The organism is Asticcacaulis benevestitus DSM 16100 = ATCC BAA-896 (genome assembly GCF_000376105.1).
Taxonomy (GTDB): domain Bacteria; phylum Pseudomonadota; class Alphaproteobacteria; order Caulobacterales; family Caulobacteraceae; genus Asticcacaulis; species Asticcacaulis benevestitus.
In genome coordinates this window covers 18,262-34,382 of record NZ_AQWM01000001.1, presented here as the reverse complement: position 1 = coordinate 34,382, position 16,121 = coordinate 18,262, and the positions used below count along the sequence as shown (strand labels likewise).

General features: G+C 61.4%; 16 protein-coding genes. 8 read left to right on the top strand and 8 right to left on the bottom strand.

The window, feature by feature from the left end; all coding sequences use genetic code 11:
- Window positions 1-74: 74 nt before the first annotated feature.
- From B060_RS0100170 to B060_RS0100150, 5 genes are read left to right on the top strand one after another with little or no spacing between them, the layout of a single operon-like run.
- Window positions 75-1,592: an exopolysaccharide biosynthesis polyprenyl glycosylphosphotransferase gene (locus B060_RS0100170; protein WP_018079721.1), complete on the top strand. Its 1,518-nt coding sequence runs from the start codon at window positions 75-77 to the stop codon at window positions 1,590-1,592.
- The gene (locus tag B060_RS0100165; protein WP_018079720.1) at window positions 1,592-3,046 is read left to right on the top strand and encodes a lipopolysaccharide biosynthesis protein; all 1,455 of its coding nucleotides are present in this window, start codon (window positions 1,592-1,594) and stop codon (window positions 3,044-3,046) included. The genes B060_RS0100170 and B060_RS0100165 overlap by 1 nt, the downstream gene beginning before the upstream one ends.
- Complete coding sequence (locus B060_RS0100160) at window positions 3,043-3,963, top strand: glycosyltransferase family 2 protein (protein WP_018079719.1); 921 nt, start codon at window positions 3,043-3,045, stop codon at window positions 3,961-3,963. The genes B060_RS0100165 and B060_RS0100160 overlap by 4 nt, the downstream gene beginning before the upstream one ends.
- Window positions 3,964-3,965: 2 nt before the next feature.
- Complete coding sequence (locus B060_RS0100155) at window positions 3,966-4,745, top strand: polysaccharide deacetylase family protein (RefSeq protein WP_018079718.1); 780 nt, start codon at window positions 3,966-3,968, stop codon at window positions 4,743-4,745.
- A gap of 42 nt (window positions 4,746-4,787) precedes the next feature.
- Window positions 4,788-5,144 (top strand): DUF2200 domain-containing protein, encoded by a 357-nt coding sequence (locus B060_RS0100150; protein WP_023447264.1) that lies wholly within the window; start codon window positions 4,788-4,790, stop codon window positions 5,142-5,144.
- A 27-nt stretch (window positions 5,145-5,171) separates the two neighbouring features.
- Here the strand turns inward: B060_RS0100150 and B060_RS0100145 are convergent, their stop codons facing one another.
- Complete coding sequence (locus tag B060_RS0100145) at window positions 5,172-5,630, bottom strand: hypothetical protein (protein WP_155847585.1); 459 nt, start codon at window positions 5,628-5,630, stop codon at window positions 5,172-5,174.
- A 238-nt stretch (window positions 5,631-5,868) separates the two neighbouring features.
- Between B060_RS0100145 and B060_RS0100140 the strand changes: the two genes are divergently transcribed.
- Window positions 5,869-6,519 (top strand): hypothetical protein, encoded by a 651-nt coding sequence (locus B060_RS0100140; protein WP_155847584.1) that lies wholly within the window; start codon window positions 5,869-5,871, stop codon window positions 6,517-6,519.
- 135 nt (window positions 6,520-6,654) lie between these two features.
- Here the strand turns inward: B060_RS0100140 and B060_RS0100135 are convergent, their stop codons facing one another.
- The 6 genes from B060_RS0100135 to B060_RS0100110 all read right to left on the bottom strand — a co-directional run bounded on the left by B060_RS0100135 (window position 6,655) and on the right by B060_RS0100110 (window position 13,244).
- The gene (locus B060_RS0100135) at window positions 6,655-8,601 is read right to left on the bottom strand and encodes a glycoside hydrolase family 84 protein (protein WP_026172465.1); all 1,947 of its coding nucleotides are present in this window, start codon (window positions 8,599-8,601) and stop codon (window positions 6,655-6,657) included.
- A 190-nt stretch (window positions 8,602-8,791) separates the two neighbouring features.
- Complete coding sequence (locus B060_RS0100130; RefSeq protein ID WP_018079713.1) at window positions 8,792-8,977, bottom strand: hypothetical protein; 186 nt, start codon at window positions 8,975-8,977, stop codon at window positions 8,792-8,794.
- Between the two features lie 318 nt (window positions 8,978-9,295).
- Complete coding sequence (locus B060_RS0100125) at window positions 9,296-9,511, bottom strand: DUF7336 domain-containing protein (protein ID WP_018079712.1); 216 nt, start codon at window positions 9,509-9,511, stop codon at window positions 9,296-9,298.
- Window positions 9,512-9,522: 11 nt separating this feature from the next.
- Complete coding sequence (locus tag B060_RS0100120) at window positions 9,523-10,833, bottom strand: O-antigen ligase family protein (RefSeq protein ID WP_018079711.1); 1,311 nt, start codon at window positions 10,831-10,833, stop codon at window positions 9,523-9,525.
- On the bottom strand, window positions 10,830-11,546 hold the full coding sequence (locus B060_RS0100115; protein WP_018079710.1) for a P-loop NTPase family protein: 717 nt from the start codon (window positions 11,544-11,546) through the stop codon (window positions 10,830-10,832). The genes B060_RS0100120 and B060_RS0100115 overlap by 4 nt, the downstream gene beginning before the upstream one ends.
- 132 nt (window positions 11,547-11,678) lie before the next feature.
- A complete protein-coding gene (locus B060_RS0100110; protein WP_236621692.1) occupies window positions 11,679-13,244 on the bottom strand; it encodes a GumC family protein in 1,566 nt (521 codons plus the stop codon).
- A gap of 180 nt (window positions 13,245-13,424) precedes the next feature.
- Here B060_RS0100110 and B060_RS0100105 point away from each other — a divergent pair, with 180 nt between their 5' ends.
- Entirely contained in the window at window positions 13,425-14,165 is a 741-nt protein-coding gene (locus tag B060_RS0100105; RefSeq protein ID WP_018079708.1) for a polysaccharide biosynthesis/export family protein, read from the top strand.
- Between the two features lie 166 nt (window positions 14,166-14,331).
- Here B060_RS0100105 and B060_RS0100100 read toward each other — a convergent pair whose 3' ends face one another.
- Window positions 14,332-14,628, bottom strand: a complete 297-nt coding sequence (locus B060_RS0100100) for a hypothetical protein (protein ID WP_018079707.1) — start codon at window positions 14,626-14,628, stop codon at window positions 14,332-14,334.
- A gap of 484 nt (window positions 14,629-15,112) precedes the next feature.
- Between B060_RS0100100 and B060_RS23595 the strand changes: the two genes are divergently transcribed.
- Window positions 15,113-16,081: an RcnB family protein gene (locus B060_RS23595; protein ID WP_018079706.1), complete on the top strand. Its 969-nt coding sequence runs from the start codon at window positions 15,113-15,115 to the stop codon at window positions 16,079-16,081.
- Window positions 16,082-16,121: the final 40 nt, after the last annotated feature.

The window sequence follows — 16,121 nt, the reverse complement described above, 5'->3', positions numbered from 1 at the left end:
CCGCCTGTTAACCGGCTCCTAAGTCAAGTTGTGTAGGTTTACCGTATAAGAAAACTCGCCATATCAGCCAGGTCATGAACGCCGCCCTCCCCCTCACCACTCTTGACGATGCGACCGCGACGGACATCCTGCCGGGTGATCCGCGCAATCGCCGTGGCCCGTTCCGGCCGGAGAAGCTGGTCTCCGCCAGAGAACGGCGCAGCGGTGACATGTTTGTCCGCCTCTTCCGCACCATCGATTTCCTCGCCCTGGTTTTCCTGGCCGTCACCTGCGCCCGCGTCGTGGCGCCGCATGGCTTTTTCACCAGCCCGCTCGGCAATATCCTGCCCTTTATCGCCGCCACGCTCGGCATCTACTGGGCCCTTTATGTCTGCGGGCTCTACCGCTTTGGCCGCAAGGCGCGCATATCGATTCATCTGGTCAAGCTGACCCTGATCTTCGGCACCGGCTACCTCCTGGCCGATGCCCTGGCCGATCTTTCCATCAATGACTATGCCGTCACCGCCGCCGTTCGCTTCTGGATGGGTATCAGCCTGGTCTATTTCATGATCCAGCACCTGTTGTGGTGGCGGTTGGTCGAACGCTGGCGTCGTCAGGGCAAGCTCATCCCCAGCATCGTCATCGTCGGCGCTACCAAATACGCCGAAAAGCTGATCGAGGCCGCCTTGGCCGAGCGCCACGTCAACATTTTGGGCATCTTCGACGATCGTCTGGCGCGCAATCCGCAAGCCATTGTCGGCGTGCCGGTGCTGGGCGATGTCCAGTCGCTGCTGGGCCACAAGATCACTCCCTATGTCGATCAGATCGTGGTGGCCATCGACACCTCCGCCAAGGCGCGCGTCAAGACCATCATCGAGAAGCTGCGCAGCCTGCCCAATGAGGTGTCGCTGTTCGTCGACATGGACAATGACAACGCCGCCAAGGCCGCATGGGCGCGCATCGCCGATATTCCTCTGGCCCGCGTCTCCGGCGTGTCGGAGGACGAGCGCAAGGCCATGCTGAAACGCGGCGAAGACCTGATCATCGGCACCCTCGCCCTGCTCATCTTCGCGCCGCTCATGGTGGTCATCGCCCTGTTGATCAAGCTCGACAGCCCCGGCCCCGTCTTCTTCCGCCAGCGCCGCCATGGCTTCAACAACGAAGCCATTCTGGTGTGGAAGTTCCGCTCGATGTACACCCACATGACCGACCATACCGCTCAGCAGCAGGTGACGAAGGGGGATCCGCGCGTCACGCCGGTGGGCCGCTTTATCCGCAAGACCAGCATCGACGAGTTGCCGCAACTGTTCAATGTGCTGAAAGGCGAGATGTCGCTGGTGGGTCCGCGTCCCCACGCCATCGGCATGCGCACCGGCCCCGATGAGTCCGCGCGTCTGGTGGCCGAATATGCCTGGCGTCACCGCATGAAGCCGGGCGTCACCGGCTGGGCCGCCATCAAGGGTTCGCGCGGTCCGCTCAATCATGCCGATGATGTGCGCCGCCGCATCGGGCTTGATGTCGAATATATCGAGCGCCATTCGATCTGGTTCGATCTCTACATCATGGCCATGACCATTCCCTGCCTGCTCGGCGATGCGAAGACGGTCCGCTGATGTTCTTAAGAGGCCTCTGGGGCTACCTGCCCGCCAATATCCTGCAAGGCCTGATCGGGTTCGCCACCCTGATGGTGTTCACGCGCGTGCTTTCGCCTGAAGACTACGGCCGTTACGCCCTGGCCTTCGGCATATCCAGCCTGGCGCAAACCGTCTTCTTCACCTGGATCGAGGCCGCCATGGCGCGCTTCTATCCGTCGGAATCGCACACCGACGCCACCGCCCCCGAACTCTACGGCACGGTCTACCGCCTGTTCGCCATGATCGCGGTCGTCTTCACCCTCATCTGTGCGCTTGGCCTGTGGCTCTGGCCGCTGCACGGCGCGCTGAAAATGGCCATGGGGCTTAGCCTCGGCTGCGTCATCTTCCGCTCGCTGATCAAGCTGGTGCAGGAACAGCGCCGTTCCGAGGGCCGAGTCGGCGCCGCCTCTATCCTCGACATGATCCAGACCGCCGGCGGCTTCGGCCTCGGCGTGATGTGCGCCACGCTTGGCCTTGGCGGCGCCTCGCCCATCGTCGGTGGCGGACTGATCGCCCTGATGTGCCTGCCCTTCGTCGCCCGCGAAGACTGGGGCCGCGCCCTGAAAGGCCGCTTCAGCGCTGAAAAGGCCAAGACTTACGCCCATTACGGCTTCCCGGTCTCGGCCAGCCTGATCCTGACTCTGGCGCTCTATACGGTCGATCGCTTCCTCATCGCCTACTTCCTCAATGACGCCGAGGCCGGCGCTTACCATGCCGGCTTCTCGCTGGCCTCGCGCATCCTCGACGTCCTGTTCATCTGGTTCGGCGCCGCCGGCGGCCCGGCCATGGTTCATGCCCTCGAACACGAGGGTGAGGACGGTCTGAAACAGGTCGCGGCCCTGCAATTGCGCACCATGGCCTTCGTGCTCTTTCCGGCGGTCGGCGGGCTGATCATGGTAGCGCCTTCGCTCGGCACGCTTCTGATCGGCGAAGGCCTGCGCCAGCAGGCGCTTCTGGTCACCCCGCTGATCAGCCTGGGCGCTCTGTTTTCCGGCCTCAACACCTACTATTTCCTGCAGGCCTTTACGCTCGCCAAGCGCACCCGCCTGCTCATCGTCGCCATGGCCATTCCGGCCGTCAGCAATGTCGCGCTCAATGTCCTGCTGATCCCGGTCATGGGCCTGATGGGCGCGGCGCTCGCCTCGTGCATCAGCTTCGGTCTGGGCCTGATCGGCTCGTGGCTGCTCGGCCTGCGCACCCTCGCCCTGCCGGTTCACTGGGCCGATTTGGCCCGCCCCCTGCTGGCCGTCGCCGTCATGATGGGCGCGGTCGCCCTGCTGCCGACCTTCGGTCTGCCGATCGTCGATCTGGTGATCAGGGGCACGACCGGCGTCCTTGTTTATGGCGCCTTGGCTATCGCCCTTAATCTCAACAATATCCGCGCGCCCGCGCAGAAGATCGTCAACCGCCTGCGTGACAAGGTGTTCGCATGATACAGCCCATTTTGCGCAACGCCGCCTTCACCACCGTCAACCCACGGCTATCGGTGCTGATCCCCTTCTACAAGGAGTCGCCGCTGCCCCTGCTGCGCGTCCTGACCACGCGCGATCCGCAGGCGCTGGAGATCATCCTGATCGACGACGGCTCCGGCATGGCCGACATCACCGCCGAGGTCAGCGCCTTTATCAGCCAGAGCCCGCTGGCCTGCGAATTGATCACCCTGCCCGCCAACGAAGGCCGGGCGCGCGGCCGCAACCGCCTGACCTCGGCGGCGCGCGGCGCGTACTTCCTCTTCCTCGACGCCGACATGCTGCCTGATGACTCAGGCTTCCTCGACCGCTGGCGCGATCAGGCCGATGGCCTGAGCGCCGTCGTCTTTGGCGGCTTCTCGCTGTTGCAGGCCCCCGCCACCAGGGCCTTCGCCGTCCACCGCATGATGGCCGGCCAGAGCGACTGCCTGTCGGCCGATACGCGTCGCCTGCATCCGGAAAAATACGTCTTTACTTCGAACCTGCTGGTGCGCCGCGATGTCTTCGAGGCCGAGGGCTTCGATGCCAGCTTCACCGGCTGGGGCTGGGAAGATACCGAATGGGGGATGCGTGTCGCCGCCCGTTACGGCGTCGGCCATATCGACAACACCGCCACCCATATGGGGCTCGACACGCCGGAAACTTTGGCGCGCAAATATGAGCAATCGGTCGGCAATTTTGCCCGCGTCATCGCCCGCCACGAGGCCGTGGTGTCGCAGTATCCGAGCTACAAGGCGGCCAAACTGCTGAAACGCGTGCCGCTGCTCGGTGTGGTCCGCCCGCTGATCAAGGGGGTGAGCCTGTCACCGCTGGCGCCGCTCAAACTGCGCGCCTTCGCCCTGCGCCTTTACCGCGCTGCCCTTTACGCACAGGTGGTCTGAGCATGGAAGATACGCCCTATAGCGCCGACCGTTCGCTTTACGGCAAGCTGCGCCGCCGCGTCGCGCGCATGGTCCACACCCGTCCGGCGCAGCTCGATCTGACGCGCCCCCTGCTCACAGTCTCGTTCGACGATGCCCCCACCTCGGCGGCCGGCACCGGCGCGGCGATTTTGGAGAAGCACGGCCTGCGCGGCACATGGTTCATTTCCGCCGGCCTGATGGGGCAGTCGAGCCATCTCGGCGCCTATGCGCAGGCCGACGAGATCCGCCGTCTGGCCGCCGCGGGTCATGAGATCGCCTGCCATACCCACGATCATATCGATTGCGGCCAGTCGTCCGCCGCCACCATCGCCGCCGATCTCGACCGTAATCGCGAAGCTTTCGCGGCCTCAGGCTTTCCGGTCGCCACCACCTTCGCCTATCCTTACGGCGATGTGTCACCGCACGCCAAATCTATCCTGAAAAACCGCTTCACGGCCGCGCGGGCCCTGCACCACGGCCAGATCACCACCGGCACCGACCTCAATCAGGCGCCCGCCGTCGGCATCGAAGGTGCGGACGGCGAAGAGGTGGCCATGACCTGGCTGAAACGCGCTGCCGCGCAAAAGGCATGGCTCGTGCTCTATACCCACGATGTCCGCGAGCAGCCGTCAGGCTGGGGCTGCACGCCGGACGTGCTCGACCGGCTGGTGAGTACGGCGCTGGAGATGGGTTTCGAGGGCGTCACCTTCGCCGAGGGCGTCCGTCGCGCCACGGGCCAGGCTATTGCCAAGGCGGCATAAAGCTTTTTATAGATGTCCGTTTACAGGCAGGAGTTAGATACCATGCCCCAACACCGCATTTACGCCATGAGCTTTGCCAGTATCTATCCGCTTTATATTGCCAAGGCCGAAAGGAAAGGGCGCACCAAGGCGGAGGTAGACGAGATCATACAATGGCTGACGGGATACAGTCAGGCCCAGCTTGACGCCCAACTGGAAGCGAAGACGGATTTTGAGACCTTTCTCGCCGATGCGCCTCAGTTGCATCCTTCGCGCAACCTTATCAAAGGACTTATCTGTGGCGTTCGCATAGAAGGCATCGAAGAGCCGACCATGCGGGAAATCCGCTATTTGGATAAGCTGATCGACGAACTCGCCAACGGTAAAACCATGGAGAAAATCCTGCGACAACAGGCGTGATCTCCACGGATCAGTCCCTTTGCAGGATTAACTTATTTGAATGGAAAAATCATCAGGACGTGCAACCGGATTGTTGCGCAGGTGCTCCAGATAAGCCTCGGAATCGCTGGCCATCAGCCAGCCCATGGCTTCGTGATAATCCGTGAACATGCATAGGGTATCCTTCGGAAACAACGGCGAGATGTTGGGAAACCGGACCTCGTTCCACGAGTCGAGATCGACCACGGCCACCCGGGTGGGATCGTCATGCCCCTGCATGATCTCGGCCCACCTGGTCGCCATCTCATGAAGATGCTCATCCGCCAGCGCGGTTTCAAACCGCCGAAAATCGTTCAGACGGCTGTAGGTCCAGAGCGCTTCAATGTTCTCACAGGCCTTGAAGATCTGATCCATAAACTCGGAAGCGGGCAAAGGCCCTATGGGCCGAACTATGATGATCTTACGGGATTCATCGACAAACAGGTTCAGTCTGGATTTGGTACGCATGGCAAACTCCGCGGCCGCACCCTGCGTCCGTTTCATTTATAATTGCTTATCCGAAGAGGCAATAATCGCGTTTTCATCCAAATAATTCGACATGGCGCCGTTGCCAGCTGGTACTATCAGCCGCGCAAACGTCGCAAGGCGATCCGCCCTTCAGCCATCACGCAGCCAGAATTAGCGCTTTACGGTTCTTTCAAAATCGGTCGTTGGCTGCTACCATTTGGTCCTTAGGGAGATGGCTATGACACCAGAACTTAAAGCTGTTGTAGAAGCTCTTTATGACGAGTTCAAAGCTCCGACGCCACGCTATATTGAGGCTTGCCCCTGCTGTGCGGACGAAGCCTGCATAAACCTTTTAATACATACTCCCCTCAGAGAGTTAGACGCAGACCATCTTTCCCCCTACCTCGGATCGCTTTTTCACACGGTCGGAAATATTACCGATTACAAGTATTTTCTGCCTCGTATTTTTGAGTTGGCCCTCACTGATCCGTCTTGGTCTGCAACAACCGAGATCGTAATGGACAAACTTAAACTGGCTGAGTGGCAAAAATGGCCAATCTCGGAAAAGAAAGTCGTCCAGTCATTTGTCGATGCGTGGTTTGAATTTGTTCTTGAAGACGCACGAGAGCCGGAAGATGGAATTCATTGTTTGCCTGAAGTTGACGCGCTCATCTGCGGCATGGCTCATGCGGACATCGCCTTGGAACCCTACTTTACGCGTCTTCTGCATAGCCCAATCGCTCTAAGGGCACTGTACCTCAGCAATGAACCAAGTTTGAGCAAGAACAAACACCTAGCGAACCCATTCTGGCAAGGGCACGAAGAGGCAGCATCGACTGTGCAGGCGTTTTTGCAGTCAGATACCGTGCTTGGTGCTTTAACATGTTAGCTTTGCCTCAGACTTTGCGCTAGGGCAGCCGCTAACGCGACTTACCAAAGGTTTCCAGCCTTTTTTTTCTGACCAGAACGAAAGTCGAGACGGTATGGCCATTGCAGATGTGCAAAGACATTTCTTCAGAAGAAACTACTTCGCAGACGCCGGCAGATAGACCAGTCCCGGCGCATCATGGATGAAGGTGTCGAGCACGCCGTCGGCAATCTTGATCGGCCCCATAGGGCGGGTCGCGCCGGGGATGGTCTGGAATTTCGCCGCTTCATCCGCCAGACGCTTAGCCTCGGCGAACAGGCGCGGCGCCGTCGATGCGTCCTCCGTGCGCAGGCCGTCCACCGTCAGACGCAGGGCGCGGCCCCACAGCGCCGTCGCGTCCAGCCACGGCTGCGCCTCGGTCACAAAACCGGGCACGACCACGCCGGCGCGGATGCGGTCGGGCGCGGCCGCCAGATCGTCCGCCGCCTGCCCCAAAGCGGCAAGCGCGGCGGCGCGTTCGGTCGCGTCGTCCGTGGCCAGGGCATCACGCACGCGGTTGGTCAGGGCGCGCAGACGCGGCGCCTGCGGCTGCCACGGCTGGTTGCCGAAGGTCGGGGCCAGATGCTGGGTATCGAAGAAGACCAGCAGCGCCTCGGTCGTTTGCGCATCCCCGCCCGCCAGATAGCGCGCCGAGGCACGCCAGGTGCGCTCGGCGTCATAGCCGGTGTCGTTCCAGGCAAAGGCGATCACCCCCATCACGGCGGGGCGGCTCGCCACCTCCTGATTCATCGGGTTGGAGACGATACCGGCCAGTTCGGTCGAAAGACCGGCCTCGCGCCGTGCATAGGGCGCCAGCAGCAGGCGGCCGGCCGATTCGTTGTAATCATTGACCGGATAGTTGTCCCACAGCAGGGTCTTGCGCCCGAAGGCCTTGGTGGCGTTGCGCGCATCGGCGACCGAGATCGCCGCCGGCACGGTGTCTGTGCCGGTCCACTGGATCACCACGCGCGGGTCGAGTTCTTTGCCCAGGGTCGTCTTGTAGGGCGATACCGTGGCGTTGTAATATTCGGTCGGCACCATGATCAGCGATCCGTGGCCGTCCTTCGCCAGATCGGCCTGCACGGCGTTCAGCACCTTCGCCTGTGCCCGCGCCGCCGCCGTTTCATTCGATTGACCGAAGGCGGCCTCATCACCGGCGCAGTTCCATTTCGTGTATTCGATATCATCGAGCGCGACGTAGAAGCTGCGCACGCCGATGGTGCGCAGGGCGGCGAACTTGCTGCGGATCGCCTCCAGATCGGCCGGATCGCTGTAGCAGATCGAAGGCCCCGGCGAGATGGCGTAGACGAAATTGATGTGGTGGCGGTTCGCCGCCTCGACCAGTACGCCCAGTTGTTTCAGCGTTTCCGCCGGATAGGCCTCGCGCCACTTGTCGCGCGCATAAACCTCGTCCTTCGGGCTGTAGATATAGGTATTGGCCTTCAGTTCGGCGAGAAATTCGATGTGTTCGGCGCGTTCGGCCATCGACCACGGCTTGCCGTAAAAGCCCTCGATCGTGCCGCGCACCGGCATGGCGGGATGGTCGGCTATGGTGACGGCGGGGATGTGGTCGCCGCTGGCGATCTGACGCAGGGTGTGGGCGGCATGATAAAGCCCGTCGGCGTCCTTGCCCGCCAGCACGATCAGCGCGCCACCGTCAGCGGCCTTGCTGGCCAGGCTATAGCCTTCGTAGTCGGTCGGGAGCGCCGCGCCTGCGCGCCCGGCGGCGGCCTTGATGACGTCTGCGTCAGCCGTGCCGATCACCACATAGCTGGCGTCGAGCCGGGCGGGCAGCTTGGTGGCGGTGCGGATCGTCTCGACACCGGCGGCCGCCAGCACGCGGCGAACCAGCGCCTCGGTTTCGGCATCGACCGCACCGGCGCGCACCAGCACTGCGGTCTTGCCAAGCCCGATTGCGCTGCCGGTCAGTGTGAGCGATGCCGGCGCCGGGAAGATCGCCGGCGCTGAACTGAGGGGGGCCGCCTGCGCCGCGCCGGACAAGGCCAGAGCCGCACCGACACACACAAGGGCGCTGGAGCGGAAAAGCGAAAGTGACATGCGCATGCAGGAGCCCTCATCGTGATACAAGCTGACTGATGTATCGCCTCCATAGCGGGCTGTCGAGGCGAAATTTGTCATGACATTTAAGTCGAATACGCCCTGAGGCTTGCGATATTTTTGTGGTGTGCCTGACAGGCGCCTGCTCACTAGCTTGTGATGGCAAGGGCGCGCGTCGCAAAGGTCATACCCTTCTTCACCGCGAGGCGCGCCGCCCCTCGGATATGACGTGCCCCATCTGCCCTTCAAGCCAGGCGTCGATACAGACATAGATCTGCGCCACACCGGCATTGCCAGCCTTGCTATGGCTTTCAATCCGACGGCGTGCGCGTTCGCGCAACCGGGTCAGAAGGATGATCTTGCGGCATTGCTCAATCTGCATAAGGCGTCTCCATAGCCGGAAGCCTAGCGGATCAGGTTTAATATTTACTGCATGGCGAACGCCTTAATGCGTAACGCCTACCCATTCGGCCGACGCCCCAAACAAACGCCATCTTGCCAACGCCCTCCACCGTCAAGGCAAACATCCTGAGCAACGGAAGGGCTAAATCTGACGTAAGCCCACAGAGCAAAGCCTAGTAAAATTAAGACTGCGAGGCCCCACAATGCTTTTCTCACTTAGACTTTCCCCTATCCCAGATAGCCTTACATCAACCTGAATGGCGCGTCGTCAGATGTCTTCGTTTCATAAATATGGCCCCTATATCGTCCGGTAGCCCGCCGTCCACGCCATCTTGTCGATGATGTACTTGTCGATGCTGAAACCGTCCGGTGCGTCCTTGAAGCCCGGCAGGTTCAGCGCCCGCGCCCTGGCCCGTTCGGCGTGCTCCGGCGTCGAGAAAACGCCCAGAAGCTTGACGTCCTCATGGCCCTCTTCCAGGCTGTGGGTATGATGCAGCAGGTAAACCGGTTCCATGACGTCTCCTCTTATGTCCCCTGAGTTAAGCGCAGTTTGCCGGCGAAATCACGACTGTCCTCGTCTGTCGGCAGGGACATCTTGACCAGCACCATGACGAACAGGCACCAGCGCAGGTCATTCCAGCTCAGCGCCATGCTCTCGGTCAGGCTCGACAGGCCGTAGATCGCCACCATCGGCAGGCCGAAATAGCCGCCATCGCCGCGCCAGGTGCGAAACAACGCCTTGAAGCAGGTCTCGGCGAACACCAGCGCCCACAGCACCAGCCCAACCATGCCCATCCCCAGCCAGATTTCATACCAGCACGAATGGGCATGATAGGCGCGGAAACCGGCGACGGCGGTGATCTTGGCCAGCGGTGCGTAGTCGCCCTCGTCAGTCCACACCACGCCATAGCCATAACCGAGCATCGGCCGCGCCTCCATCACCCGCGCGATGCCATCCCAGATGTAGGTCCGGCCCGTGAGGGTCGGGTCCTTGCCGAGCAGCAGGAACAGATGATCGGGCGCATAGATGATGAAGCCCGCCAGCGCCAGCAGTCCGGTCAGGGCCAGCCAGGTGAGCAGGATGCCGAGCACCGGCCCGCGCCGCGCCAGATAGATAAAGACGATGCCGCTCACGCCCACCAGCAGGCACAGAAGCGAGGTCTTGGATTGCGACAACAGGGTCAGGGCCGCCATCCCCGCCGCCATGCTCCACCAGAACAGCCGCCGTCGCGGGTTGTGCAGCGCCGCCGCGGCCGCCACCACAAAGCCAATCGACATGCACGAACCGAGATTATTCTTTTCCAGCCACACCCCGCGCCACGCGCCGGGAAAAAGCTCCTGCATCCGCCCCAGCTGCGGCAGGCAGATCGCCAGAAAGGCCGACATCAGCATCATGATCGTGAAGGCCAGGGCCACCACCTCGGTCAGCTTTTGCCAGCTAAAGCGCGCCGCCAGCGCATACCCCGCCACCATGGTCATGATCAGGGCGATCATGCGCCGCAGCGTGCCGCTCGGGTCGATCGACCACAGGTAGGACAGGCCGCACAGGGCCAGCAGGGTCAGTATCAAGGGCGTGCGCCACAGGGCGTTGAACATCTGCCGCCAGCAGATCACCGCCAGCGCCGCGCTGGCCAGATAGAAGGGATAATAGAAGTTGCGGATCATCGCGCCGGAGGACGCCTGATTGGTGCTGTAACCAAACAGAGGCGCCAGCCAGGCCTGCGAGAAGACGTAAAGCACCGCAACGCCGCACAGCAGCGAGAACCAGCTATCGGCCCAGTCGTCCTTTACGCCCGGCCAGAAATCAGAGATTGCCTCGGAAACGCCGCGCCTCAAAGGGCCGCAAACCGCCCGAGCGGCCGCCTCGTCGCCCCGCCCATAATCCGGCTGGCGCGATTATAGACCATCCCCATCAGCCGGCCACCGGCCTGTTCGAGATCGGTCTTGAGGTCGAGGCGCGCCTGCACATCGCCTGCGTTTTCGCTGACCACCATGACGATGCCGTCAACGTGCGGCGCCAGTTGCTGAGCTGCCGAGGAACGGTCCGCCGCCGGCACATCGACCACGATGGTCTGGGTGTGCTGGCGCAGGGCCTTCCAATAGGTCGTCTGATCAAACAGCTTGGCGCGCTGGCCAGGCGCCAGGTTCTTCTGGCGAAAGCGCGTCACCCACAGGCGGCGGCCGAGAAAGGGCCGCGCCACCAGATAGTGCGAATCCTGCACCGCCGCGCCGCCGGCATTGCGTCCCGGCGGTGACAGGGTGAAAAAGACGGAGCCATCAGGCGAGGCCTGGCTGAGCGCACCGGCGGCGCCGAAGCGCTCGGGATCTTCGGTCAGGGTGTGCATCTGGGTCTGGTTGGCCAGATCAGCGTCGATCAGCCAGATCGGCTTGCGGGCAAAGGCGGCTTCGCAGCGGGCATATTCGCGCACCACGGTCGAGACGCCCTCGCCGCCATAGGCCGAGACGAACATCAGCACCCGTCCCTGCTTCGATTGCGGGCGGCCGAGCGCCGACATCAGATCGGCCATTTCGCGTGTCAAATCAACCATTAATGCCACTGAAAGTTGCGTGTCCGGAATCACAGTTGCACCGAATCGCTGATGGAACTGTCGCAAAGGCGCGTGTCGGGATCAAGGTGAAATACACCCGCTACCCTGAGAGCGTTCGTGAGCGGATGGAGGCTAGGCCGGCTTGGTCTTGGCCTGCGCCAGAACCGGCAGGTCCAGCGCCTTGGCGGCCATGTCCGCATTGGCGAACCCCTTGCGCGTATAGACCCGCAACAGGCCGGCGCACAGGGCGGTGAAGCCGGCGAACAGGAACGACAGGATCAGCACGACTCGCTTCAGGCTCTTGGGCTTATCCGGCATAGACGCCTTTTCGACCACGCGCACCGTATCGTCCGAGCCCTTGGTCATTTCCTGCGCCGCCTGATTTTCCTGAATACGCTGGGTCAGGGTCTTGAGGTTGTCCTGCAAGGTGTTGCGCTCGGTGGCGAGACGGCTGTTCTCGGCCTCCAGACCGCTCAGGCCCTGCAGCTTTTCCAGCACCTGAATGGCCTGACGCTGCAACAAGACCATGCGGCCATTGACCGAGGCCATGTCGGCTTCGAGGTCCATCTTCTGCGTCACCAGCCCCTGATAGACCGTATTGACGCCCATCTTGTGCGTGGCCTCGCCGACGCCGCGTCCGCTGCTCATCATGGTTTGCAGCGAAGCGATCTGTGCGTCGATATCCTTCACTGGCTGGGCGGTCGGCAGGTAGCGCGACAACAGGTCCTGACGCTGCTGCTGCAAGGCGAAAATCTTGTTGGGCACGCTGAGATCAAGATCGCGCTCGATGCTCATTTCAGGGCTCATGGTGGTGAGGTTAGAACGCACTTCCGTCAGCTTGGCCTGATCGGTGGCCAGTTGCGTCTGGGCGGCATAGAGGTCGGTCGTCACCTGATCATAGATCTTGGCGTAGGTCGCCTTGGCCGTATCGTAATCGCCCACGCCATTTTGCGCCAGAAAGGCGCGATAGGCGTTATCGGCCTCGGCAAGACGTGCATCAAAGGCATCCTTCTGCCGCTGCAGCACCGGGCCGGTCGAGTCGGTATAGACCTCCTGACGATAGGACTGATAGTCGTCGATCAGGGTGTTGAGGATCAGCGACGCGGCCTGCGCATCCTCATGCTTGAAGGTCAGGCGCACGACATTGTTCTGCGGCGCGGTCGTGGCTTCAAATCCGCCCTGCATAACCTTGAGCGCCGCCGCTTCGGCCGCGGCCTTGTCGGCGTCGTTGCGCGGGTTCCAGTAACCGGGATCGGACGGCAGGATGATCTTGAAGCCGAGCTTGTTGATCACCCGGCGCTTCAGTTCGGTCGAGTTGAGGATTTCGACTTCGGACTGCACCACCTGATCGATGGTGGCCGTGGCGCCGCGCGCCGCATCGCCGGCCACCGGCTCATAGACATAGTTCTTGCCGAGCTGCATCAAAAGGCTGGCGCCGGCGGTATAGCTTGATGACATCGAAAACGCGACGGCGAGGCCGAGGCCGAAGAGAACGCCGAACACAAGGGCCATCAGCCACAGCTCACGCAGCAACAGGGCGATGACATCGCCCAGCCCAAGCTGCATGATGCGGTTTCCCCCTGATTTACCTGCCTCGGCGGCCATGGATGTCCTCTGTCGACGTAAAATTCCGGCATGGCCCTGGCGCAGAGGCACCACCTTGCCGTCGTCGTCGTTCCACACGTCTTCAGTGTGCATAGATTCTCTTGTCCATTACCAGTGCTTTCGGGCGCCCCCACATCTCCCGTAACCTGGCACGGGAAAGTCGGCCGCCGGCAAATTAACGCCCTGCCCGTTAACGAATGTTTACCATATTTACCCTTATCCAAAGGACGACAGATATCTTCACTCCACCGGACAGATTCGCCGCTTAAAGCCATGCTCACACGCCGCGCACTTCTCACCACGGGCCTAGGTTTCGCGTTCGGCGGCAGCCTGATCGCGCCCTCCCTGATCGCGCAAAGCGCCCGCGCCAGCAGCAAGATGCCGGAAGCGCCGGATATCCGCTTCGCCACCTGGAGCGACGACGAGCCCCCTTACCTGCTCTTCCCCGGCGACAAGCTGGAAATCAGCATCCCCGGCGCGCCGGAACTGAGTCGCCAGACCCAGGTCGGGCCCGATGGCCGCATTACGCTGGGCCTGATCGGTCAGGTGATGGCGGCTTTCCGCAGCGTACCGCAGCTTCAGGACGACATCGAACGCAGCTATGCGCAGATCCTGCGCGATCCGCAGGTCATGGTCTATCCGGGCGAGACGGCGCCGATGCGCGTGCTCGTCGGTGGGGAAGTCAAGAATCCGGGCTGGGTCGATATGCAGGGCGATATGGACGCGCTGCAGGCCATGCTGGCGGCGGGCGGTTTCACCCACGGCGCCAAGGGGCATCAGGTCTTGCTGATCCGGCGGGGCCGTGACGGTCAGGCCATGCGGCGCATCATCGATCTGCAAACGCCGCTCAAGGGGCGCGCCAGCCAGATGACGGCGCTGCGTCGTTTTGATATTATCTATGTCCCGCGCACCAATATCGCGGAAGCGGGCGTCTTCATGGAGCAGTGGGTCAACAATGTGATCCCCGGCGGCATCATGAACTATTTCACGTACAAGACGTTCGGCAGCAATTAAGCGCTGCCTGTCAGGCACTCTGCCTGAACTCTTTCTTCAATGGCTCATATCTCCAAAATTCATGCTTTGAATTTTGGCAAGCGCCCCATCCTTCTGGAATAGGCACGCCCGAGCCGTTGCGAGGCATCTCTTACGAAAAAACCTTAATCGCGATCAAGGATCGCGATTAAGCAGCGTAGCCGATACGGCCGGCGTCGATCCACTGGCGGGCGGCCTTTTGTGCTTCGGCGATATCTTCACGGTCCATTTCGCGCGACAGTTCGCGGCGATAGACCTGGGCTTCCAGCGAACCGCGCATCGAGGCCAGATTGAACATCATGTGCGCCGAGACCAGATCGACGGGAGCGCCACCCTGGCCGGTCGAATACATCATGCCCAGCCTGAACAGCTCGTCACCGCCCATGTCGGCGGTCGGGAGCGGGATGGCCTTGAACTCTACTTCAGTTTGGATCGTGTTGATCATTTTGATGCCGCGCGTTTTGCGCGTCTCCGTTGCGGTTGATGCACTGAGTTCAACACCAGCGGATAAAATTAAAGTTAACAGCGATATTTATGATGATTTTTTTATGTAAATCAAAACTTAATGTTAACATTGACGTTAACATATTCACACATAATCATTAAATTGCGGTAAATATTTAAGAATAGACCGTGCATTGATTGTAAACTACTTGATTTATACATTGAATCAACAGATATACGCCGGTTAACGCCTGCAGTTTTAAAACGTCATGATCTGCCGGAGGCAAGTTTACGGCGCGCCTCACCCGGCATTACCTGCCCCGGAGTCTTGCCGGCAAACGCTGCGAACCTGATCAATTTTGTTCAGCTTCAGTTCACACAGTTTCTGTCATAAACCTATCAACGCGATAATTTTTATCGCCGCGCGTCTCAGATCCGCATATTCCTGATGAAAAGGGGATGATCTAAACAGACAGAGGACGAAAATGAACAGCAAGTTCGCAAAAATGGCCGCCTCCGGCCTGGCGCTTGGACTTATTTTGAGCCTTTCCGCGGCCCCGCAGATGGCAAATGCCGAACGCCCACGCGAAGACCGCCAGGAAAGCAACAGCGGCAGCAACCGCCAGCCGCGCGGCGAACGTCAGCAGGCCGCCCGCCCAGCGGAAAGCCGTCCGGCCCCTCAGCCGCGCGCCACGCCGCCGCAACGCGATACCAGCGCGCCGCGCGGTGATCGCGGCAACACTGGCGGGGATCGTGGAGACAGAGGCGACCGGGGTGATCGTGGTGATGGCGGCGGCCGCAACAGCGGCGTCTGGCAGGGCGGCAACCGTCCCGGCCAGCAACAAGGCGGCGACCGTGGCAATAACGGCGGCCAACCCGGTGGACAACCCGGCGGCGGACGCGGCGATCACAACGGCAATAACGGTCAGCCCGGCGGCGGCTGGCAGGGCGGTAACCGTCCTGGCCAACAACAAGGCGGCGGTCGCGGCGATCATAACGGCAACACTGGCGGTGATCGCGGCAACCATAATGGCGGCTGGGATCGTGGCGACCGGGGTCACAATGGTGGCTGGGATCGCGATCGTGATCGCGGGCACAATGGTGGCTGGGATCGTGACCGTGATCGTGACGGCGGCTGGAACCGCGGCGGCGGGCGTCATCATTTTGACTACCGCGGCGATCGTCGCTTCCGTGGCTACAGCGGCGTGCGCTTCGGCTTCTACTTCGCGCCGAACCACGGCTATTACCGCGTGCCGAACCAATGGTACGGCCACCGCTGGACGAACGGAGAATATCTGCCGGACTACTTCTTCTCGTACCGCATCTACGACTACATGTCCTATGGCCTGCCGACCCCGCCATATGACTGCGCCTACTTCTTCGTCGGTCAGGATGTCGTTCTGGTCGATCTGTCGAGTGGCCAAATCATCGATGTGTTCTACGACGTTTATTAGGTTTTGATTCTGTCGAAACCGCCTGAACTGGCCCCGGATG

What these genes read in the sequence shown, in the direction of transcription:
- B060_RS0100125 (WP_018079712.1), bottom strand. Translation starts at nt 9,511, where the DNA reads ATGGAACCGGTTTACCTGCTGCATCATACCCACAGCCTGGAAGAGGGC.
- B060_RS0100110 (WP_236621692.1), bottom strand. Translation starts at nt 13,244, where the DNA reads ATGCACACTGAAGACGTGTGGAACGACGACGACGGCAAGGTGGTGCCT.
- B060_RS0100150 (WP_023447264.1), top strand. Translation starts at nt 4,788, where the DNA reads ATGCCCCAACACCGCATTTACGCCATGAGCTTTGCCAGTATCTATCCG.
- B060_RS0100160 (WP_018079719.1), top strand. Translation starts at nt 3,043, where the DNA reads ATGATACAGCCCATTTTGCGCAACGCCGCCTTCACCACCGTCAACCCA.
- B060_RS0100155 (WP_018079718.1), top strand. Translation starts at nt 3,966, where the DNA reads ATGGAAGATACGCCCTATAGCGCCGACCGTTCGCTTTACGGCAAGCTG.
- B060_RS0100130 (WP_018079713.1), bottom strand. Translation starts at nt 8,977, where the DNA reads ATGCAGATTGAGCAATGCCGCAAGATCATCCTTCTGACCCGGTTGCGC.
- B060_RS0100165 (WP_018079720.1), top strand. Translation starts at nt 1,592, where the DNA reads ATGTTCTTAAGAGGCCTCTGGGGCTACCTGCCCGCCAATATCCTGCAA.
- B060_RS0100135 (WP_026172465.1), bottom strand. Translation starts at nt 8,601, where the DNA reads ATGCGCATGTCACTTTCGCTTTTCCGCTCCAGCGCCCTTGTGTGTGTC.
- B060_RS0100140 (WP_155847584.1), top strand. Translation starts at nt 5,869, where the DNA reads ATGACACCAGAACTTAAAGCTGTTGTAGAAGCTCTTTATGACGAGTTC.
- B060_RS23595 (WP_018079706.1), top strand. Translation starts at nt 15,113, where the DNA reads ATGAACAGCAAGTTCGCAAAAATGGCCGCCTCCGGCCTGGCGCTTGGA.
- B060_RS0100115 (WP_018079710.1), bottom strand. Translation starts at nt 11,546, where the DNA reads ATGGTTGATTTGACACGCGAAATGGCCGATCTGATGTCGGCGCTCGGC.
- B060_RS0100100 (WP_018079707.1), bottom strand. Translation starts at nt 14,628, where the DNA reads ATGATCAACACGATCCAAACTGAAGTAGAGTTCAAGGCCATCCCGCTC.
- B060_RS0100105 (WP_018079708.1), top strand. Translation starts at nt 13,425, where the DNA reads ATGCTCACACGCCGCGCACTTCTCACCACGGGCCTAGGTTTCGCGTTC.
- B060_RS0100145 (WP_155847585.1), bottom strand. Translation starts at nt 5,630, where the DNA reads ATGCGTACCAAATCCAGACTGAACCTGTTTGTCGATGAATCCCGTAAG.
- B060_RS0100170 (WP_018079721.1), top strand. Translation starts at nt 75, where the DNA reads ATGAACGCCGCCCTCCCCCTCACCACTCTTGACGATGCGACCGCGACG.